General features: G+C 67.1%; 19 protein-coding genes. 10 read left to right on the plus strand and 9 right to left on the minus strand.

Annotated features, from left to right (window positions below; genetic code table 11):
• Nucleotides 1-2 precede the first annotated feature (2 nt).
• From AC1D0A_RS07545 to AC1D0A_RS07565, 5 genes are read left to right on the plus strand one after another with little or no spacing between them, the layout of a single operon-like run.
• Nucleotides 3-1,082, plus strand: a complete 1,080-nt coding sequence (locus tag AC1D0A_RS07545) for an ABC transporter substrate-binding protein (RefSeq protein ID WP_243178273.1) — start codon at nucleotides 3-5, stop codon at nucleotides 1,080-1,082.
• The gene (locus AC1D0A_RS07550; protein ID WP_476945486.1) at nucleotides 1,079-2,239 is read left to right on the plus strand and encodes an LLM class flavin-dependent oxidoreductase; all 1,161 of its coding nucleotides are present in this window, start codon (nucleotides 1,079-1,081) and stop codon (nucleotides 2,237-2,239) included. Before AC1D0A_RS07545 ends, AC1D0A_RS07550 begins: the two co-directional genes overlap by 4 nt.
• Nucleotides 2,223-3,110, plus strand: a complete 888-nt coding sequence (locus tag AC1D0A_RS07555) for a DUF1684 domain-containing protein (protein WP_459383571.1) — start codon at nucleotides 2,223-2,225, stop codon at nucleotides 3,108-3,110. Before AC1D0A_RS07550 ends, AC1D0A_RS07555 begins: the two co-directional genes overlap by 17 nt.
• Nucleotides 3,107-4,267, plus strand: coding sequence for an LLM class flavin-dependent oxidoreductase (locus tag AC1D0A_RS07560; protein ID WP_243178270.1), 1,161 nt, complete (start codon nucleotides 3,107-3,109; stop codon nucleotides 4,265-4,267). The genes AC1D0A_RS07555 and AC1D0A_RS07560 overlap by 4 nt, the downstream gene beginning before the upstream one ends.
• 10 nt (nucleotides 4,268-4,277) lie before the next feature.
• On the plus strand, nucleotides 4,278-5,723 hold the full coding sequence (locus AC1D0A_RS07565; RefSeq protein ID WP_459383569.1) for an NtaA/DmoA family FMN-dependent monooxygenase: 1,446 nt from the start codon (nucleotides 4,278-4,280) through the stop codon (nucleotides 5,721-5,723).
• A gap of 107 nt (nucleotides 5,724-5,830) precedes the next feature.
• On the opposite strand, the gene AC1D0A_RS07570 is transcribed toward AC1D0A_RS07565, so the two are convergent.
• Nucleotides 5,831-6,814 (minus strand): ABC transporter substrate-binding protein, encoded by a 984-nt coding sequence (locus tag AC1D0A_RS07570; RefSeq protein WP_028275946.1) that lies wholly within the window; start codon nucleotides 6,812-6,814, stop codon nucleotides 5,831-5,833.
• Between the two features lie 283 nt (nucleotides 6,815-7,097).
• On the opposite strand from AC1D0A_RS07570, the gene AC1D0A_RS07575 reads away from it, so the two are divergent.
• Nucleotides 7,098-7,637 (plus strand): SRPBCC family protein, encoded by a 540-nt coding sequence (locus AC1D0A_RS07575; protein ID WP_459383568.1) that lies wholly within the window; start codon nucleotides 7,098-7,100, stop codon nucleotides 7,635-7,637.
• Nucleotides 7,638-8,240 carry a DUF6919 domain-containing protein gene (locus AC1D0A_RS07580; RefSeq protein ID WP_028275944.1) on the plus strand — a complete coding sequence of 201 codons (603 nt, stop codon included), beginning with the start codon at nucleotides 7,638-7,640 and terminating at the stop codon, nucleotides 8,238-8,240. It abuts the gene before it with no gap.
• Between the two features lie 51 nt (nucleotides 8,241-8,291).
• On the opposite strand, the gene AC1D0A_RS07585 is transcribed toward AC1D0A_RS07580, so the two are convergent.
• The gene (locus tag AC1D0A_RS07585; RefSeq protein WP_028275943.1) at nucleotides 8,292-8,621 is read right to left on the minus strand and encodes an antibiotic biosynthesis monooxygenase family protein; all 330 of its coding nucleotides are present in this window, start codon (nucleotides 8,619-8,621) and stop codon (nucleotides 8,292-8,294) included.
• Nucleotides 8,622-8,849: 228 nt separating this feature from the next.
• On the opposite strand from AC1D0A_RS07585, the gene AC1D0A_RS07590 reads away from it, so the two are divergent.
• Complete coding sequence (locus tag AC1D0A_RS07590; RefSeq protein WP_028275942.1) at nucleotides 8,850-9,170, plus strand: GYD domain-containing protein; 321 nt, start codon at nucleotides 8,850-8,852, stop codon at nucleotides 9,168-9,170.
• A 346-nt stretch (nucleotides 9,171-9,516) separates the two neighbouring features.
• On the opposite strand, the gene AC1D0A_RS07595 is transcribed toward AC1D0A_RS07590, so the two are convergent.
• Nucleotides 9,517-10,560, minus strand: coding sequence for an NAD(P)-dependent alcohol dehydrogenase (locus AC1D0A_RS07595; protein ID WP_459383567.1), 1,044 nt, complete (start codon nucleotides 10,558-10,560; stop codon nucleotides 9,517-9,519).
• A 144-nt stretch (nucleotides 10,561-10,704) separates the two neighbouring features.
• On the opposite strand from AC1D0A_RS07595, the gene AC1D0A_RS07600 reads away from it, so the two are divergent.
• Nucleotides 10,705-11,598, plus strand: a complete 894-nt coding sequence (locus AC1D0A_RS07600; RefSeq protein WP_028275939.1) for a helix-turn-helix transcriptional regulator — start codon at nucleotides 10,705-10,707, stop codon at nucleotides 11,596-11,598.
• An 18-nt stretch (nucleotides 11,599-11,616) separates the two neighbouring features.
• Here AC1D0A_RS07600 and AC1D0A_RS07605 read toward each other — a convergent pair whose 3' ends face one another.
• Complete coding sequence (locus AC1D0A_RS07605; protein WP_164468552.1) at nucleotides 11,617-12,033, minus strand: DUF7793 family protein; 417 nt, start codon at nucleotides 12,031-12,033, stop codon at nucleotides 11,617-11,619.
• Between the two features lie 251 nt (nucleotides 12,034-12,284).
• Between AC1D0A_RS07605 and AC1D0A_RS07610 the strand changes: the two genes are divergently transcribed.
• Nucleotides 12,285-13,127 (plus strand): alpha/beta hydrolase, encoded by an 843-nt coding sequence (locus AC1D0A_RS07610; RefSeq protein ID WP_476945487.1) that lies wholly within the window; start codon nucleotides 12,285-12,287, stop codon nucleotides 13,125-13,127.
• A 239-nt stretch (nucleotides 13,128-13,366) separates the two neighbouring features.
• Here the strand turns inward: AC1D0A_RS07610 and AC1D0A_RS07615 are convergent, their stop codons facing one another.
• From AC1D0A_RS07615 to AC1D0A_RS07635, 5 genes are all read right to left on the minus strand, one after another.
• The gene (locus AC1D0A_RS07615) at nucleotides 13,367-14,488 is read right to left on the minus strand and encodes an ABC transporter ATP-binding protein (protein WP_476945488.1); all 1,122 of its coding nucleotides are present in this window, start codon (nucleotides 14,486-14,488) and stop codon (nucleotides 13,367-13,369) included.
• Between the two features lie 9 nt (nucleotides 14,489-14,497).
• Nucleotides 14,498-15,325 carry an ABC transporter permease gene (locus AC1D0A_RS07620; protein WP_028275936.1) on the minus strand — a complete coding sequence of 276 codons (828 nt, stop codon included), beginning with the start codon at nucleotides 15,323-15,325 and terminating at the stop codon, nucleotides 14,498-14,500.
• Nucleotides 15,312-16,199, minus strand: a complete 888-nt coding sequence (locus tag AC1D0A_RS07625; protein WP_476945489.1) for an ABC transporter permease — start codon at nucleotides 16,197-16,199, stop codon at nucleotides 15,312-15,314. The genes AC1D0A_RS07620 and AC1D0A_RS07625 overlap by 14 nt, the downstream gene beginning before the upstream one ends.
• A gap of 1 nt (nucleotide 16,200) precedes the next feature.
• Nucleotides 16,201-17,295 carry an extracellular solute-binding protein gene (locus AC1D0A_RS07630; protein WP_018775012.1) on the minus strand — a complete coding sequence of 365 codons (1,095 nt, stop codon included), beginning with the start codon at nucleotides 17,293-17,295 and terminating at the stop codon, nucleotides 16,201-16,203.
• Nucleotides 17,296-17,623: 328 nt separating this feature from the next.
• Nucleotides 17,624-18,823 (minus strand): metal-dependent hydrolase family protein, encoded by a 1,200-nt coding sequence (locus AC1D0A_RS07635; RefSeq protein WP_476945490.1) that lies wholly within the window; start codon nucleotides 18,821-18,823, stop codon nucleotides 17,624-17,626.
• Nucleotides 18,824-18,834 lie beyond the last annotated feature (11 nt).

Here is an 18,834-nt window from a genome sequence, read left to right on the forward strand (position 1 = left end):
CCATGGCAATCAGCTCCGCCCCCCACACCGCCCGCGCGAGTACTGGTCCCCGGCGGACGCGTGCGGCGCTTCCCGCCGTCGTCCTCATCGGCACCCTGTCCGGCACCCTGGCCCTGAGTGGCTGCGCGGATCCCGGCGCCTCCGCGGCTTCCGGCGGGCAGCCGGCGACGACGGCGGCGCGCAACGGCGTCGTCTACAACACCTCGCCGGACCAGCAGCGGATCCGGGCGGAGAAGGACGCCGCCCTGGCCGCGAAGGTCCCGGCGCTGATCGGCAAGGACGGCAAGCTGACCGTCGCGACGACGGCGGGCGCGATTCCGCTGTCCTTCCACGCCACGGACGACAAGACCCCGATCGGCGTGGAAGTGGACCTGGCCCAGCTGGTCGCGGACAAGCTGGGCCTGGACCTGGACGTCCAGGTGACCTCCTGGGAGAACTGGCCGTTGAAGACCCAGTCCGGTGACTTCGAGGCCGTGTTCTCCAATGTGGGCATCAACGCCGCCCGGGTGAAGCTCTTCGACTTCTCCAGCTACCGCGCCGCGTACATGGGCTTCGAGGCCAAGAAGAGCTCCGGCTACAACATCAAGGGCTCCGACGACATCTCCGGGCTGAAGATCTCGGTGGGCTCGGGCACCAACCAGGAGAAGATCCTGATCGCCTGGAACAAAGAGCTCGAGGCCAAGGGCAAGGCACCCGCGGTGCTGCAGTACTACTCCTCCGACGCCGACACCATCCTGGCCCTGTCCTCCGGCCGCACTGACCTGAACCTCGCGCCCTACCCGTCCGTCACGTACCGGGAAAACACCCGCGACGACCTCAAGGTGGTGGGCAAGGTCAACGCCGGCTGGCCGTCCGAGACCCTGGTCGCGGCCACCACGCTCAAGGGCAACGGCCTGGCCCCGGCCATCACGGACGCCCTGAACTCCGCCATCAAGGACGGCTCCTACGCCAAGGTCCTGGACCGCTGGGGACTCTCCGAGGAAGCCCTTCCCGAGTCCACGACCGTCACTGAGGCCAACTTCGGGACAGCCCCTTCAGGGAAAGCACAGACAGGGAAAACACAGACAGGGAAAACACAGTGAGGTTCCAGGTCCTCGACATCATCCCGCACCTGAAGAACCCGGTCACCGGGGAGATCGTCTCCACCGCGGACCGGCTCAACCAGGTGGTGGAGACCGCGCGCCGGGCGGAGGAGCTCGGCTACGACAGCTTCTCCGTCGGGGAACGCCACGCGGGTGAGTTCATCTCCTCCTCCCCCACCACCGTGCTCGCCGCCATCGCCGCGGTGACCACCAAGATCCGGCTGCAGAGCGGTGTGACGGTGCTGTCCGTGCTGGACCCGGTGCGGGTCGCGGAAGACTACGCCACGATCGACCAGCTCAGCTGCGGGCGGCTGGAACTGGTGATCGGCAAAGGCAATGAGGTGCTGCAGTACCCGTTGTTCGGCCTGGACCTGGCGGACCAGTGGGAGCTCCTCGCAGAGAAATATGCCCTGCTCCGCCGGCTTTGGACCGAGGAAAACGTCACGTGGTCCGGGAGGTTCCGGGCCGCGCTGACGGAGCCCACCACCACGACGCCGCGGCCGTTCGCCGGGGCGCCGCGGGTCTGGCACGGCTCCGCCACCAGCCTGGCCTCGGCGGCCCTCGCCGCGCAGTGGGGCGATCCGCTGTTCACGGCCAACGCGATCCAGCCGCGGGAAAACTACAAGGTGCTCATTGACCACTACCGCGAGGAATACGCACGGCACGGCCACGATCCCCGGCACCAGTACCTGGGCTCCGGATCGGGCGCGGGCGGGGTGTTCATCGCGGACACCACGCAGGAGGCCAAGCGGCAGTTCGGCCCGGTCTACGAGGCCCTCACGACCGGCCGGAACGTTCCCGGCAACAACTCCCCCTACCGGGACATCGACCACGCCGTCGCCGACGGTCCGGCTCTGGTGGGCAGCCCGGAGCGGGTGATCGACAAGATCCTCAGCTACCACGCGCTCTACGGACACGACCTGCAGTCCATCTCGCTGCCCACCACGCTGCCCTTCGCCCAGCAGCTGGAAATTCTGGAGCGCTTCGCCCTGGAAGTCATTCCGGCCGTCCGCGCCGCCGCGCCCACCACGCTCTGGGGCGACGGCGACCCGTACGCCGGCCGGCCGGCATTCGCCGGCACTACTGAGACCGACGCCGCCGCCCGCGTCACAGCCGACCACAACCACCACGGGAGTTCCCATGTCCACGCCCACTGACACCGACGGCCGTCCTGACCTTCGTCCCGACCGCCACCCCGACCTGGAATTCGAAGCCGCCTGGGCGGACTGGCATGCCGCGCACGAACGCCACCGCGCCAGCCCCCACGGCTTCCTCGCCGTCACCCACCTGCACTGGCTCGAGTCCTCACCCGCCCGGCTGGACGGTGCGCCGGGCACCTGGAGCGTCGAGGACGACGTCGTCCGCCTGGCTTTGGGGGCAGGCGAACGCGTCCTTCGCGACGGGCAGGAACTGAACGCGGACGGGACCGGAGCTACCGTGTTCCTCGGTCCGATTCCCGAGCGCGATGGCCTGAATCTGCGGGTGGAGGATGCCGGCGCCGGCCATACCGTGATCGAGCTCGCCAAGCGCGGTGGCCGCTATGTCGTGCGGCCGCGGCATCCCCTGAACCCGCTGCTCACCGGCTACCGCGGCACCCCCGTCTACGCCCCCAGCATCGAATATGCCATTTCAGGAATATTTGTGCCGTTCGCCGAACCGCGGCCCACCACCGTGGGCGCGGCGGTCGAAGGAATCCACCACGTCTACGAAGCCCCGGGGGAAATCCGCTTCCGGCTCCGCGGCAAAGACCTGAGCCTCACCGCCTTCAACGGCCACACTCCGGGCACGCTGTCCGTGCTTTTCACGGACGCGACCTCGGGCAAGAGCACCTACGCGGCCAACCGCTCGCTCACCGTGGCCGCTCCGGGCCCCGACGGCACGGTCTGGCTCGACTTCAACCGGGCGGTGAACCTGCCGTGCGCCTACACGGACCTCGCCACGTGCCCGCTGCCGCCGGCGGAGAACCGCCTGCCGGTGCCCATCGAGGCCGGCGAACAGATCCCCTACGAACGACAGGACGCATCATGAGCAGCCATTCCGCCCAGGACGGGCCCCGCGAACACGGCCTCCTCCTGCTGGAGCTCGACGGTGCCGGCAGCCACCCGGCCGCGTGGCGGGTTTCCCGCACGGCCCCGGCAGCCGTGCTGGGCCCGGAACACCTCCGCGGCGCCGTGCTCGCCGCCGAGTCCGCCGGGTTCCACGCGGCGACGTTTTCCGATCCCGGCATGCCGGCCCCCGGGCACCCGGACGCCGCGGCCCGGCTCAACGCCCTGCAGCGCGCCGCGTTCGCCGGCCCCGTGACCCGCTCCCTCGCACTGATTCCGGAAGTGGACACCGCCTACACCGAGCCCTTCCACATCTCCACCCAGCTCGCCAGCCTCGACTACGTCTCGGGGGGACGGGCCGGCTGGCTGGTAGCCGCTTCATCAAGCGCGGCCGATGCCGCCGCCGTCGGACGCGACACCGTGCGCGGGGACCGGCTCTCCCGCGAGGCCGCCGATTCGATCGAGGTCAGCCGCAGGCTCTGGGACTCCTGGGAGGACAACGCCGTGATCCGCGACGTCCCCACCGGGCGCTACCTCGACGTCGACAAGCTGCATTACATCGACGTCGAAAACGGCAGCTATTCCGTCAAGGGTCCGTCGATCATTCCACGGCCGCCCCAGGGCCAGCTGCCCGTACTGGCCCCGGCCGGGCTCCTCACCGCGGAGGCCGTCGCGGCCGGGGCAGCCGACGCGCTCCTGGTCTCGGCCCCGACGCCCGGGCTCCTGGCCGCCGAGCTCGCGGCGACGCGCGCAGGACTCGCCGCCGGCGGCGACGGGCCTGCGCTGATCGCCGAGCTCGACGTCGTGCTGGACTCCCGCGGCCAGCCCGCCGCTGAGCGGCTGGCCGGACTGAACGGCCACACCCCGTGGCAGAGCCCGCGCGCACAGTTCATCGGCTCGGCGGCCGGGCTTACCGATCTGCTCACCGAGGTGCTGGCCTGGGCCGAAGGGGTCCGCCTGCACCCCGCCGTGCTGGACACGGATCTTGAGGAACTGACGCGGCTGGTGCTGCCCGAACTGCGCCGGCGCGGGGTCCTCGCCCCCACCAGCCCGGACGCCACATTCCGCGATCAGCTGGGGCTGGCACGGCCAGCCAGCCGCTACGCCGCCGCATCCAGCGCCCCCGGCGCGGAAAACTAAGGAGCCCACCATGAGCCACAGCACCCACCCCGCCGCTGAATTCACCGCGTCCGGGTTCATCCCCTCGGGTCAGATCCAGCTGGGCGTGTTCTTCCAGGGCGTCAACTCCGGAACCGTCTGGAAGGCGGCCGAATCCGGCTCCCAGACCGACTTCGAATCGTTCCGGCGCATCGCCCAAACCGCCGAGCGCGGCCTGTTCGCGGCGTTCTTCCTCGGCGAAGGCCTGCGGCTGCGCGAGCATCTTGGCCGTCCGCACGCGCTCGACGTCGCCGGCCGTCCCGACGCGCAGACTGCCCTCGCCGCCTTGGCCGCGGTGACCACCAAGATCGGGCTCGTCGCAACCCAGAACACCACGTACAACGACCCCGCAGACCTGGCGCACCGGCTCTCCACGCTGGACCTGCTGTCCGGTGGCCGCGCCGCCTGGAACATCGTCACCACGGACAACGCCTGGACCGGCGCCAACTTCCGGCGCGGCGGTTATCTGGACCACGCCGACCGGTACACCCACGCCGAGGCCTTCGTGGAAACCGCCAAGCGGATCTGGGACGCGTGGGACGACGGCGCCGTCGCGGGCTCAGCCTCCGCCGAGCGGTGGTCGGCGGAGGGCTCGGTCCGGCGGGTGCGCCACACCGGCCGGCACTACACCGTCGACGTCACCCCGCGGCTGCCGCGCAGCGCCCAGTACCGGCCGGTGCTGTTCCAGGCCGGGGATTCGCCCGAGGGCAGGGACTTCGCCGCCCGGCAGGCGGACGTCATCTTTTCCGCGCACCCGCAGCTCGATGACGCCCTGGAGTTCCGCCGCGACATCGTGGAGCGCACCCTCCGGGCCGGCCGCGGCGCCCAAGACGTGAAGATCATGCCCGCCAGCGAGTTCATCCTCGCCGCCACGCCGCGGGAGGCCCTCGAGAAGAAGGCCTGGGTCCGCAGTCTGCAGATCGGCCCGCAGCAGGCCATCGCGTACCTCGAACAGTTCTGGGGCCGGGAGCTGCAGGGCTACGATCCCGACGGCCCGCTGCCGGACATCGACCCCGTGGTGGAAGAAACCTCCGAAACGCGCGGCAGCGGCTTCCACGGCGCCAAGGCACGCCAGCTGGCCGACCAGTGGCGGGCCGAGGCCACGGAGAAGGGCCTGTCCATCCGCCAATTCGTCTCGGCCAAGACCAGCCGGGGCGACTCCACCTTCACCGGCTCGTACACCGAGGTCGCGGACCGGCTCAGCGAGTATGCCCGGACCGGCGCCGTCGACGGCTTCAACATCTCGCCGTGGCTGATCCCGTCCGGCCTCGACGACATCGTCAACCACCTCGTGCCGGAACTGCAGGAGCGCGGCGTGTACCCCACGGAGTACGCGGGCAGCACGCTGCGGGAGAACCTCGGCCTGGCCACCCCGGCCCGCACAGGTGCCAGCGTCGAGGTCGGCATCGATTCAAGTTCCGTCACGGCACAGGCCTAGACGATCTCCGCTGGGTCACCAGACAGCCACAACGAATCCCCGCCGGAGACGTTCCCGGCGGGGATTCGTTGGCTTTCGGTACCGTTCATTCAACCAACGCGGGCGGGCTACTTCTTCGGCAGGCCCGCCGGGTTCAGCTCCGACTTCGCGACGGCTTCCGCGGACAACCCCCAGCGGTCCAGGATCTTGGCGTAGCTTCCGTCCTGGATCAGATGGTTCAGTCCGGCCTGGGCCGCTGCGGCAAACCCGTTGTCCTTCTTGGTGGTGACGGCGATGCTGGCCTTCAGCGGCCAACCGCCGTCGACCAGGCCGACGAGCTTTGTCTTGGCGTCGGAGGCCGCCTTGTAGGCCGCCGTGGCGTTGGGGCCGAACGTCAGGTCCGCCCGTCCGGACTGGATGGCGAGCTGGGAGGCGGAGTCGTCGTCGTAATACTGGAACTCCACGGGCTTGAGGCCGTTTTTCTTGTTCTCCTCATCCCAGCGCAGCAGGATTGCCTCCTGGTTGGTGCCGGAACCGACGATCACGCGCTTGCCGGCGACGTCCGGGGCCGATTCGACCTTGGTGACGCTGCTGTCCGCCTTGGCATAGAAGCCGAGCTTGTCTTCACGGTAGCTGGCGAAGTCGAACTTGAGCTTGCGCTCCTCCGTGACGGTGACGTTGGACAGCACAGCCTCGTACTTGCCGGAGTCGACGCCGAGCGGCCAGTCGGCCCAGGCCGTCGGGACAATGTCTGCCTCCAGGCCCAGGGACTCGGCCAGAGCGACGGCGATATCCACCTCGTTGCCCACCGGGGTCTTGTTGTCGGTGGCGTAAACGGCCAGCGGCGCCGCAAACGGGCTCACCGCCACGGTCAGTTTCCCGTCCTTCTTAACGGCTTCCGGGACGAGCGCGGCGGCCGCGGCATCCACCGTGGCCTTGACGCGGTCCTGCTGCGGCGAGAGGTTGAACTGCTTCACCCCGGTGGACGACGACGGCGCCGCCGACGGGCCGCCGGCAGCAGCGGCGCCGGGATCGGAGCAGGCCGCCAGACCCAGGACAGTGGTGGCCGCCAACGCGACCGCGGCGCCTGATTTAAACGAAAGACTGGACATGTTCTCCCCTTGAGAGTGGACTGAAATGGTGCTGGTGCCAGCAACTATCCGGGGCCCGGGAGAGCCGGTCAAAGCGCCGTGAAACCGGGTGAAACCAAGGGATACAGGCGGTAATACCCGTTCATCCGGCGTCCGCGGACGCTGCCTGCGGACGCCCTGTGTTACCGAAGATTGCCCTGCGTGACGCGACGGGACGGAATTGTTCACGGCAGGCCGCAACTGGCCTAGCCTGCATAGAAGACCTGCAAGGTGACAGCACGACACAGGAGGGGTGAACTTGTCAGTGAGCACGCACCAGCAAACGCACCGGACCACGCACCGGCTCGGCATCAACGCCCCGGCGGACCTTGTCTTCAGCATGCTGCGCGACGCCTCACACTGGCCCTACCTCGAGGGCCTGACGGTGTACTCGGAGCGCGTCAGCGGCGACGACGCCGGCCACGAGCTGCGCACGTCCGTGGTGTCCAACGGCTCACTCAGTTCAAGCCACTGCTGGCGCGTCTTTGACACCGCCAGCCACCGCGCCCAGTTCCACCAGCTGGACCTCGAGCCCCCGTTCCGGGAGCTCGGCGGCGACTGGGAGATCCGGCCGGCGGACGGGCTCTCCGTGGTCACGCTGAACCACGAGTTCGAGGTCGACGACGAGCACCTCACCGAGCGGATCCGTGCGATCATCGAGGACTACAGCCGGCGTGAACTGGAGGCGCTGCGGATCAGCTGCGAACGGTTGTCCGTCCTCCTGCAGCACCACGCCCCGCAGGCGCACCCCACCCCACATCTCACGGCGCAGTCCACCCCGCACCCCACAGCACAGGAGGCCTAAATGTCAGAGGCCAGGTTCACGACGGAACGGGACAGCTTCGGCCGGCTTCTCGCGGACCGCGAAGTCTGGCGGCAGGCCTCCACCATCCCGGCGGCAGGCGAACTGACCGCCCGTTGGCTGGAGGGCAACAGCCAATACCAGCCGGGAGTCTTCGCGCCCGGGTTCGACGAGGAGACCGCGGCCATCGCCGGAGAGCTCGCCCGGCTGAACCGCAACGGGCTCTTCACCAAGGAATCGCAGCCGGGCGTTCAGGCCGGGGGCCTCGCGCAGCGCGCCTACGTGACGGCCTTCTGCGGCCCGGAGGCGGCGACGGCACTCCTGGCCCTGTCCGCACGGACCGGCCTGGTGACGGTCGTCCACGACCCCGGTGAGGCGAGCAGCGTCTCCATCCCGGTGACCGTACAGGACGACGACGTCGCGACCTTGCTCGGCAGCAGCGAGGGGCCCGTTGGGGAGGACCAGCTCAGGGACTGGGCAGCCGAGACCAACGAGACCTTGGCCCTGGTCCTGGCGGATGCCTGGTACGTGGAAATCTTCGATCCCGTCTGGGGCCGGAACGATGTCCTGTTGGCCGCCGTACTCGAGGCGCTGCACGCCGCTTAGCCGGCGGGAACGCGCGCCGCGCAGCCGGCGGCGAGCCGGTTCCCGGTAAATTCACATATCGGTCGCATCCCACCCGATGCTCGCGGCCTCGTCCAGGGTGCGCGCCTCGAAATGCTCCAGCATGTCCTTCATTGCCTCGAGGCCCTGCTTGAACAGGGCAGAATCCCGCCACTGCTCAATCTGTTCCAGGGACTCCCACGGGCCGGTGCTGATGAACCTGTTCTTGACGTCGCGATCGTGCATCAGCACGGCTTTGGCGTTGGGAAAGTCTTCCTTCGTCTTCCTGGCCAGATCCCGCCAGGCCTGCACAAAATCGTTCTCGCGGCCGGGATGCACCAGCCAGATTCCGAGCGTATAAACAGACACGTCGATCGCCTCCATTGTCCGTACGGGTTGATACGCCGATTATGTTCCTGTCCTCCGGCCGGCGGTAGTCCCGGACCGCCCGGAGCCCGGTTGTGGCCGCAAATGAACCGTTGTAAGGGTGAAGTGGAAGGCCTAGCATGTGGGCAGACCCCCACTCTGGGGCCAGCCTCGGACCTTCCATCGTTGGGAGCGGGCACACGTTCGGATGCCGATGTCCTGGGCGAACACAGGATAGGAAAAACGATGAGCAAATATCTGTTCGAAGCGAACTACGTCGGCGACGGAATCAAGGGACTCATGCGTGAGGGCGGCACCAAACGGCGTGATGCCGTTGTCGAAGCCCTCAAATCGGTGGACGGCTCACTGGAAAGCTTCTACTACGCTTTCGGGGAGACCGACGTTGTCGGAGTCTTCGATATCCCCGACCAGGCCGACGCCGTCGCCCTGTCACTGATGATCAATTCCACCGGCGCCGTGAACCTGCACATGAAACCGCTCATGTCAGCAGAGGATCTCGACGCGGCAGCCAAGAAGACGCCGTCGTACCGGGCCCCGGGGCAATAGCCCACGCGGTGCCCGGCATGCCCGGGGGGGGGGCGGGCCCCCGGGGGGGGCCCCCCCCCGACACCTTCGGTGACGTGCAGGGTCTGTCCGACGGCGTGCGAGTGCCAGGCCGTGCGGGCGCACGGGGCAAAGTGCACCGCGTTGACGCGCATGCGGGACGGTTCGGGCTGCGGGGCCGCGAGGACGTCAAACCAGACGTCGCCGGTGAACATCTGCGCCGGCCCTTTGACGCTTGGCTTCCTGGCTTGGATTTCCACTGTCATTTCCTCCCAGGGTGTTTTGTCGGGTGGCGGGCGCGACGGGAGGCCGCGTCCGTCCAATCCCAGGGTCCTTCGTGCGCTGCGTCCTAGTTCAGGGTCGCGGTGTCGATCACGAAGCGGTAGCGGACGTCGGAGGCCAGGACGCGCTCGTAGGCGTCGTTGATCTTCGCGGCTGGGATGACCTCGATTTCGGCGCCCAGGCCGTGCTCGGCGCAGAAGTTGAGCATTTCCTGGGTTTCGCGGATGCCGCCGATCATCGAACCGGCGAAGGAACGGCGGCCCATGATCAGGGCGAACGCGTTCACCGGGAGCGGTTCCGCGGGGGCGCCGACGTTGACCAGTGCGCCGTCGAGGGTCAGCAGCTGCAGGTAGGAGCTGATGTCGATCGCGGCACTGACCGTGTTGATGATTAGGTCAAAAGTGCCGGCAAGGTCCGTGAAAGTGTTCTCGTCGCTCGTGGCGTAGTAGTGGTCCGCGCCCAGCTTCAGCCCGTCTTCCTGCTTCTTCAGCGACTGCGAGAGGACCGTGACCTCGGCGCCCATGGCGTGGGCGATCTTGACGGCCATGTGACCCAGTCCGCCGAGGCCGACGATCGCGACCTTCTTGCCGGGACCCGCGCCCCAGTGGTTCAGCGGCGAGTAGGTGGTGATGCCGGCGCAAAGCAGCGGCGCGGCGACGTCGAGCTCGATGCCCTCGGGAATGGTGACCACGAAATCTTCGGTCACAACGACGTGGGTGGAGTAGCCGCCCTGGGTGATGGTGCCATCACGGTCGACGGCGCCATAGGTGCCGGTGTTCCCGGCGAGGCAGTACTGCTCCTCGCCGGCCTGGCAGTTGACGCACTCACCGCAGGAATTGACCATGCAGCCGACGCCGACCCGGTCACCGACGGCGTGCTTGGTCACGGCCGTGCCCACCTCGGTGACAATGCCGGCAATTTCATGGCCCGGAACCAGCGGATAGGTCTGCGGGCCCCAGTCGCCGCGGACAGTGTGGATATCGGAATGGCAGATCCCGGCGTACTTGATCTCGATCAGGACATCGTGGGGTCCCACGTCGCGGCGCTCGATGGTGGTGAGGGCGAGCGGCCCGGTCGCGGACGGTGATGCGTAAGCGTTGACGGTAAGCAATGAATCTCCTGCTTGTTGATCGTTGGGGGTTGTTCAACGGAACACCATCCATCAAACCCGGTAACGCAGCCGGGAGGGAGTCCCTGCTGATAGGGGTACTGGCAGGGCCTCCCTCAGAGAGCCCAAAGGCCTAACGTTGATGGCATGGACAATCGAGAGGCGACCCGCGAGTTCCTTGCCTCGCGCCGGGCCAAGATCACCCCCGAAGAGTCGGGATTGCCGATCTACGGCGCGAAACGCCGGGTCCCCGGACTCCGCCGCGGGGAAGTCGCCATGCTGGCCGGCGTCAGCGTCGAGTACTACACGAGGCTGGAGCGGGGAAACCTGTCGGGCGTTTCGGAGGGAGTTCTGGACGCTGTGGCCAGGGCCCTCCAACTCGACGACGCCGAACGGGCCCACCTCTTCGATCTGGCCAGGGCAGCGGCCCCGGGCAGCCGGACCCGCCGTCGTCCCCGTCCCGCCGAGTCCGTCCGGCGCAGCGTTCAGCTGACGCTGAACGCCATCGCCAACGCGCCCGCCTTTGTGCGGAACGGACGCATGGACATCCTTGCGGCCAACCCGCTGGGCCATGCCCTGTATTCGGACATGTACGCGGGCCCGGCCCGCCCGGCCAACCATGCCCGGTTCATCTTCCTGGACGCGCGATCGCGCAGCTTCTACCCGGGCTGGGACCGTGCGGCGAGCGACACCGTCGCGATCCTGCGCACCGAGGCCGGCCGGGATCCCTACGACCGCGGGCTGACAGACCTGGTCGGGGAACTATCGACGCGGAGCGAGGAGTTCCGCACCCTGTGGGCGGCGCATAACGTGCGCCAGCACTACACTGGGCTCAAACACTTGCACCACCCGGTGGTCGGGGATCTCCACCTGATGTACGAGGCAATGGACGTCTCCGCCGACGCCGGGCTGTCCCTGCTGGTCTACAACGCCGAGCCCGGCTCCGCGTCGGAAGATGCGCTGCGGCTGCTGGCCAGCTGGGCCGCGACCAACCAGCAAGTCAAGGAGGCCGGGGCGGCTTTTACTGTGGACAAGGCCTGACCGGGGCAGGCGGCACTCTCACGCCAGGGCGGATATGCCGTCCGTGTATCCACCGGACTGGCCGCTGGAGGTAAAGTTGCTCAGCCAGGCCGTGGCCTTGTCCCGGGAAGTGAAGAATTCGTGGGGGTAGCGGGTGTGCCGGCTCATGGCCGCCGCGATCACACGATCCACGGTGCTGGATCCAAGCACGGCAATCGCCAGAACCCCTGTTGTCTGCGCGAACTCGTACCTGGCGGCCGCGCTGATCTCCACGTCCGTCATTTCGGAGAGCATCGGCATAGGTATTCCGCCGCTGATCTGCGCTACGGCCAGCATCGCGTCCCTGGCATCGTCGACATCAACAAACGTGCCCGGCTGCCAGACGGATGTGATGATGCCCGCACTGATGCTCAGCACGTTCTTTCCGTCAGCAGCTGCTATATGTCCTGGCATCATCGAGACCATTGTAGGGCCGGTCCTGACAAGCCACGGGTTTGGGGCCCGGTGCGCGTGGCGGACCGCAGACCATGGCTGCACTCCGCGTCGCCGACCGGCCACGGACCTGCCCCATGCGGCCCGCAGCCCGTGCCGGCATTCAGCAAAGGCATTGCCTTCGCCATGGCCCGCAGGCATACTCGTGCCTGCGGGAGGACGTCCCCGCGTCCCCCACCGACGGCCCGCGATGCACACGCGAACGGATGAGCGCCATGGCTGATATGACCAACCTCGAGCAACAGCAGGTGGACCGGGCGAACGCTTCCGGCCTCAAACCCGTCGTCTTCGTCCACGGACTATGGCTCCTGTCCAGCAGTTGGGACCGGTGGCGGGCCCTGTATGAGGAGAACGGCTACACCACGCTCGCCCCCACGTGGCCCGATGATCCCGAAAGCGTCGATGAGGCCAGACGCGACCCGGAGGTCTTTGCCAAGAAGATGGTCAGGCAAGTCACGGACCACTACCTCGACGCGATTGGCCAGCTCACCATCAAGCCCGCTGTCGTGGGGCATTCCTTCGGCGGACTCATCGCCCAGAGGATCGCCGGAACCGGAGCCTCCGCAGTAACGGTGGCGATCGACCCCGCACCGTTCCGGGGAGTCCTGCCGCTGCCGGCCTTAGCCCTAAAATCAGCAGCGCCTGTGATCGCGAATCCCGCCAACGCCAAGCGTGCAGTGTCTCTGACTTTTGACGAATTCCGTTTCGGCTGGGCCAATGCCCTGGACGAGGACGAAGCCCGCCAATTGTTTGACACCTTTCATGTCGCGGCCTCTGGCGTGCCTCTGTTCCAGGCTGCAACCGCAAACCTCAACCCGTTCACCGAGGCCAAGGTCGACACGAAGAATCCGGATCGGGGTCCGTTGCTGATCATCTCCGGGGAGAACGACCACACCGTGCCGTGGGCCATCGCCAATGCGTCCTACAAGCGTCAAAAAAGAAATTCGGCGCACACGGCAATCAAGGAGCTGCCGGACCGAGGCCACTCGCTCACGATCGATCACGGCTGGCCTGAGGTCGCCCAAACCGCCCTGGACTTCATCAAAGAGTTCGGCTGAGTACTACCGGCCACAGTCAACGTGTCCGGCCGAGGGCATGCCCCCTGCCGGCGCTCAGCAGTGGACATGCCCCCTTATCAGAATGGACTTGTCCCCCGGCGCGGCTCAGGGATGGACATAGTGGGCATATGTCCATCCCTGGGCGCCGGAGGAGGGCATGTCCCGCGGAGGGGTGCCGGAGGAGGGCATGTCCCGCGGAGGGGTGCCGGAACCGGCCCGGCCGTCACAGCATCCCGCGGTCAGGACTCCAGGACCAGCAGCTGGGCCTTGTCCGCGTCCCAGCCCACCCACAGCTCCTCATCCGGCCGGATCCGGGCGACACTGTCGGAGCTCAGCTCACGGAGCTGGAGGTCGTGGCCGCCGGCCGTGAGGCGGTGGCGGACCGTGGCGCCAAGATTCGTGGAGGACACCAGGGTCGCGGCGCATCCGTTGCCCGCCGTAGCCCGTGTCCTGAACTTGAGGTGCTCCGGGCGGACGGAGACGGCGTAGTTCTCACCGCTTGCCCCGCGGTCCCGGACCTTTGCCATCCCCAGTCCGCCGAGGTCCACCACGGCTTCCTCGCCGTTGCGCTCCACGATGGTGCACGGGATGAGGTTGGTGTCGCCCAGGAAGCTGGCCACCCAGTCGGTCATGGGGTGGTTGTACACCTCCTCCGGCGGGCCGGACTGCACGATCTTCCCGTCCCGCATCACCACGATCCGGTCCGACATGGCCATGGCCTCGTCCTGGTCGTGTGTCACGAACAGCACGGAGATGCCCAGGCCCTTCTGCAGGGTCTTGATCTCCTCCTGCATCTGCTCGCGAAGGCGCTTGTCCAGGGCTGCCATCGGCTCATCCAGCAGCAGGGCCGCCGGGTTGAAGACCAGTGCCCGGGCCAGCGCCACCCGCTGCTGCTGTCCGCCGGAGAGCTGGCGCGGCTTGCGCCCGCCCATCTTGCCCAGTCCCACACGGTCGAGAGCTTCCTCGGCGCGCTGGCGGCGTTCCGCGCGCGGCACCTTCCTCATGCGCAGCGCAAACTCCACGTTTTCCAGCGCGCTCATGTGCGGGAACAGGGCGTAGTTCTGAAACACCACACCGAGATTGCGGTCCCGGGGCGGCAGCGTGTCCACGGGTTTGCCGTCAATGAGGATGGCTCCGGCGGTGTGTTCTTCAAATCCCGCCACCATCATCATGGTGGTTGTCTTGCCGGAGCCGCTGGGGCCAAGGAGGGTCACGAACTCCCCCGGCTGGACTGTCAGGTCCAGTTCGTCCACGGCAACGACGTCGCCGTAGTGCTTGCTGACCTGGCGGAGCTCAATGGCGCCCTGGGCGGCCCTGCCCGTGCCGGGAATGGGCCCCGCGGAAATCACTGATGCGGTCATCGACTTTCCTTACGTTTGTGCGGACACGGCCAGCGGCAGCATCCGGGTTGAAGAGCGGCGCTTGAGGACAAACAAGACCTGGAGCAGCAGCCCGATGGTGGCGACGCTGACCAGCAGGGCGGAGGACACCGCGATCTTCGGGGTCAGGTTGAACTGGATATCCGTGAACATCTTCACCGGCAAGGTGGTGGCCCCCGGGGACTGCATGAACAGGGACATCACCGTCTCATCGATGGAGACCGAGAACGCGAAGAGCGCCCCGGAGATCAGGCCGGGCAGGATGATGGGCAGATACACGTGCCGCAGGACGGAGAGCGGTCCGGCCCCGAGGCTCTGCGCCGACCGGACCAGGGCCGGGTTGAGCCCGGCGAGGCTGGCGCGGGTGGTCAGGTACACATAGGGGGTCGCGATCACGGCGTGCGCCAGGCCGATGGGGACGATGCTGCCCACCATGCCGATCGAGATGAAGAACTGGTAGAACGCCAGCGCCAGCACCACGGTCGGCACGATCATCGGCGCGAGGATCAGGCCCACCACGGCGGGCTGGCCGGGAAACTTGCGCCCGTGCAGGCCGATCGCCGCGGTGGCGCCCAGCAGCACGCCGATCACGACGGCGATCGCCGCCGACTGCAGGCTGGCCGTCAGTGCGGAGGTCCAGGCCCGGTCGGCGAAGAATCCGGCCACGGCGGCGAAGGAGATTCCCTCCGGCGGGAAGGTGATGTAGCGGCTGTCGTTCAGCGCGACCGGCACCACAATCGCCGTCGGAATGACGAGGAACAGGAAGGCCGGGATGGAAAGCAGCGCCAGCATCCGGTGCTGCGGATTAGTTGTCTTCATGGTGGCCTCCTGCCTTGAGGACGCGCTGGTAGACGGCCACGAGAATACTGACCATGACCGTCAGGATGACGGCCAGCGCAGCGGCCCCGGAAAAGTCCGTCAGCTGTCGGGCGTAGTAGTCGATCTGGTTGGCGATCATCATGTCGCCGGGCCCGCCCATCACCACCGGGGTGATGAAGAAACCTGTGCTGATGATGAAGACCAGCAGCCCGGCCGCGGAAATGCCGGGCATGCTCAGCGGCAGCGTGATCGTGCGGAAGACGGATCCTTCCCGCGCGCCAAGCGAGCGGGCCGCGAGCCCCAGCCGGTCATCGATCGATGTCAGCGAGGAGAAGATCGGGAACACCGCATACGGCAGGAGGCAGTGCACCATGCCGACGATCACGGCGAACCGGTTGTGCAGCAACGGGACCGGCGCACCGGTCAGCCCGATTCCCTGCAGGAAGGCGTTCACAATGCCGTTGTCCTGCAGCAGGACGGCCCAGGCGAAGTTCTTCACCAGGATGCCGGTCCAGAACGGCAGGAGTACGACGGCGAACAGGATCACCCGGGTGACGTTGCCGGCCCGCCACAGCACCATGGCGATGATGTAGCCCAGCACCACGGTGACAATGGTGCTGGCCAGGCTGATGGTCAGGGTGTTGACCAGGGCGCGCACCACCAGCGGGTCCTCAAGGACCCGCTGGTAGGCGTTGTCGGCGAAGCTTGCGCCGACCAGTTTGCCCAGCGGCGTCAGGAACAGCACGACGTCGAAGGCAAGGATCGGAGCCAGCAGCAGCCACCAGCCGCTGCGCCGCCGTCGTGGTGGTGCCTCGGCGGAGGCAGGCGCACCGCGGCCCCGCGGCCGGGGCCGCTCGAGAGTTGCGTTGCTCATGTCAGCTGGCCTGCCAGAGCTTGAACTGCTGCTCGGTCTTCTTCAGGTTCTGCGACCACCACTTGTCGTCGCGGACCAGGATCTTGTCCGCGAGCCGGGGGCTGGTGGGAAGCGTGTCGGCGATTTCCTTCGGCAGCTTGGACAGCGCCGGGGTGTTGGCCAGGGTCAGGTTGGTGACCTTGTCGAACGCCGCGCCGGCCTCGGCGTCGTTGGACATGAAGTTCATCAGCTTGAAGGCCGCTTCCTTGTTCTTGGCGCCCTTCGGAACCACGAAGTAGTCGCCGGCAAGGACGGCGTTTTCGGCGGAGAAGTTCAGTTTCGCGCCGTCGTTGCGGGCTGCGTTAATGCGGTTGTTGAAGCTGGTGGAGAGTGAGACCTCGCCGGAAGTGAGCTGCTGGATGGGCTCCTGGTTGGCGGCGTGGTACAGCAGCCGGTCCTTTCCCGGGTGCTGGCCCAGAACCCTCAGGGCCCGGTCGACGTCGAGCGGGTAGATCTTGTCGAACGGGACACCGTCGGCCAGCAGCGCGGCTTCCAGGACGGAGCTGTCGGAGAGCTGGTTGTACACCGAGCGCTTGGTGTTGTACTTGCCCTGGTCGAAGAATTGGGCCCAGTCTTTCGGGGCCTGCGCGTCGGAAATGACCTTCTGGTCCCACGCCATGACAAACAGGAAGCTCAGGTACTTGATGCCGTATTCAGCCTTCGCGTATCCGGGCAGGCCCTTGTCGCTGATGATGTCGTAGTCGAACTTCTCTAACAGCCCCTCGGCCACGGCCACCTCATACTCCGGCGCCGTGATTTCCACGAGGTCCCACTGCACGTCGCCGGACTGGACCTGGGCCTTCAGCGCGGCCAGGGAGGTGTTGGCCAGCAGCGTCGTCTGGATCCCCGACTGCTTGGAGAACGGGTCCAGGATTGTCTGGGTCAGCTGGTCGTTGTACGAGCCACCATAGGACGTGACGGTCACCGTCTTGTTGGCAGCGGCACTTTCGGCGGGCTTCGCCGCGCAGCCGGAGAGCGCCAGACCCGCAAATGGCGTCAGCGCTGCCGCTTTGAGGAGCTGCCTGCGGTCAAAGGGAGTGGAACGGAATGCTGTCATGGGGGAAGTGCCTCTCATGGACGCGGGCACGCCAAAAGAGGGCGTGCAGGATTGCGGGCGTAGCGGGGTGCGGTGCGTGTGATTGCGTGTGGCGCAGTGAAGGAGAAGAAGTGAAGAGAGAAGGAGAAGCGACAGCCGCGGTTCGCGCGCGCCATCCATTCCACCTGGAAATCTCGAGTCCGCCTTCCGGCGGCTTTTCGGTTTCGCAACTGTAACTGTGAAGTTGCTCACTAGTCAACAGTTGTATTGCTTTAAGAAACAACGAGATTTCTGCCCCGCGAGCTCCCCTAACGCCGGCCCTCCTGAGCCCGCCCGGGCATCTCCAGGGTCACCGAATGATGCGCCCGTCGTGGATAACAGTCCTCGACCTGTTGTGGTCCCAGAGAACTGCCGGGTCCACAAAGGGGTCGCCGTCCAGAATCACGGCATCGCCCGCCATTCCAGCGCCGATGCTCCCGATGCTTGGGTCCTGAAGGAGCTCTGCGTTTACTGAGGTAAGGGATCTCAGCGTCTCCAAGACACCTGCCGCCTCGATCTGCAGCCGAATGCCGACAAGCTGATCATCCTCAAGGTCCCCCATCAGGTCGGATCCGAAGCCCACCTTGACTCCGGCCTGCAGGGCCAGTTCCACAGCAATTTTGCCGGCCTCAAGCACCTCGGCGTTCTTGGCCTGGGAAACGGGGTTCAGGCCCATTGCAGCTCCCCTTCGGCTCATGGCGTCGTAGGCGGCAAGCGTCGGCACGAGGAAGCTCCCGTGCTCGGCCATCATCTGCGCCGTGTCCCGGTCCAAGAGGTTCCCGTGTTCTATGGAACGTACCCCGTTTTCCACGGAATGCCTGATTGCCTCGGGTGAATACGCATGGGCCGCCACGTAACTCTTGCGCCGGGTGGCCTCGTCCACCACCGCCCGGACTTCTTCCGCTGAATACTGCGGCAGCCGGATGGGATCTGTCAGGGAGACCACGCCTCCGGAAGTCATGATCTTGATGGCGTGGCTTCCCGTGCGGAACCGATCACGAACTGCCCGGCGCAGGTTGTCCACCCCGTCCACCACGGCGCACATGTGACCGTGATCGAAGCAGACATCCAGATCCGCGGACCGGGGATCGCCATGGCCACCGGTTTGGCTGAGGGCCGGACCCGTGTAGTAGTATCTCGGAGCCGTGACCAGGCCGCTGCGGATGGCGCGGGCCAGCCCGCTGTCCCCGCCGGCCACATCGCGGACGGTCGTGAATCCCCGCCGCACGGCGGCGCCCAAGCGGCGCGCCCCCACCAGTGCGGTGTAGCTCAGGAGCGAGCGCTCAACCTCAAGGCCGCCCAAGCCCACGGCGTACGCGTGAAAGTGGGCATCGATGAGCCCTGGCAACACGACGCGGCCGCCGGCGTCGATCACCTCACCTTCGGGGATGACGTCGCCGGTCTCCTGGATGATCCCGTCCCGGAACAGGATGGATCCGCTCGCCAGCTCGGGCGAATGTCCGTCAAAGATCCGGGCATTGTGGATGGTCAGGGCGTCTGCGTTGGTCATGCTGACAACTC

Source organism: Arthrobacter sp. P1_D4 (genome assembly GCF_056406115.1).

Coding starts and splice junctions, on each gene's coding strand:
- AC1D0A_RS07545 (WP_243178273.1), top strand. CDS start 3: ATGGCAATCAGCTCCGCCCCCCACACCGCCCGCGCGAGTACTGGTCCC.
- AC1D0A_RS07555 (WP_459383571.1), top strand. CDS start 2,223: ATGTCCACGCCCACTGACACCGACGGCCGTCCTGACCTTCGTCCCGAC.
- AC1D0A_RS07560 (WP_243178270.1), top strand. CDS start 3,107: ATGAGCAGCCATTCCGCCCAGGACGGGCCCCGCGAACACGGCCTCCTC.
- AC1D0A_RS07565 (WP_459383569.1), top strand. CDS start 4,278: ATGAGCCACAGCACCCACCCCGCCGCTGAATTCACCGCGTCCGGGTTC.
- AC1D0A_RS07570 (WP_028275946.1), bottom strand. CDS start 6,814: ATGTCCAGTCTTTCGTTTAAATCAGGCGCCGCGGTCGCGTTGGCGGCC.
- AC1D0A_RS07580 (WP_028275944.1), top strand. CDS start 7,638: ATGTCAGAGGCCAGGTTCACGACGGAACGGGACAGCTTCGGCCGGCTT.
- AC1D0A_RS07585 (WP_028275943.1), bottom strand. CDS start 8,621: ATGGAGGCGATCGACGTGTCTGTTTATACGCTCGGAATCTGGCTGGTG.
- AC1D0A_RS07590 (WP_028275942.1), top strand. CDS start 8,850: ATGAGCAAATATCTGTTCGAAGCGAACTACGTCGGCGACGGAATCAAG.
- AC1D0A_RS07600 (WP_028275939.1), top strand. CDS start 10,705: ATGGACAATCGAGAGGCGACCCGCGAGTTCCTTGCCTCGCGCCGGGCC.
- AC1D0A_RS07605 (WP_164468552.1), bottom strand. CDS start 12,033: ATGATGCCAGGACATATAGCAGCTGCTGACGGAAAGAACGTGCTGAGC.
- AC1D0A_RS07610 (WP_476945487.1), top strand. CDS start 12,285: ATGGCTGATATGACCAACCTCGAGCAACAGCAGGTGGACCGGGCGAAC.
- AC1D0A_RS07615 (WP_476945488.1), bottom strand. CDS start 14,488: ATGACCGCATCAGTGATTTCCGCGGGGCCCATTCCCGGCACGGGCAGG.
- AC1D0A_RS07620 (WP_028275936.1), bottom strand. CDS start 15,325: ATGAAGACAACTAATCCGCAGCACCGGATGCTGGCGCTGCTTTCCATC.
- AC1D0A_RS07625 (WP_476945489.1), bottom strand. CDS start 16,199: ATGAGCAACGCAACTCTCGAGCGGCCCCGGCCGCGGGGCCGCGGTGCG.
- AC1D0A_RS07630 (WP_018775012.1), bottom strand. CDS start 17,295: ATGACAGCATTCCGTTCCACTCCCTTTGACCGCAGGCAGCTCCTCAAA.
- AC1D0A_RS07635 (WP_476945490.1), bottom strand. CDS start 18,823: ATGACCAACGCAGACGCCCTGACCATCCACAATGCCCGGATCTTTGAC.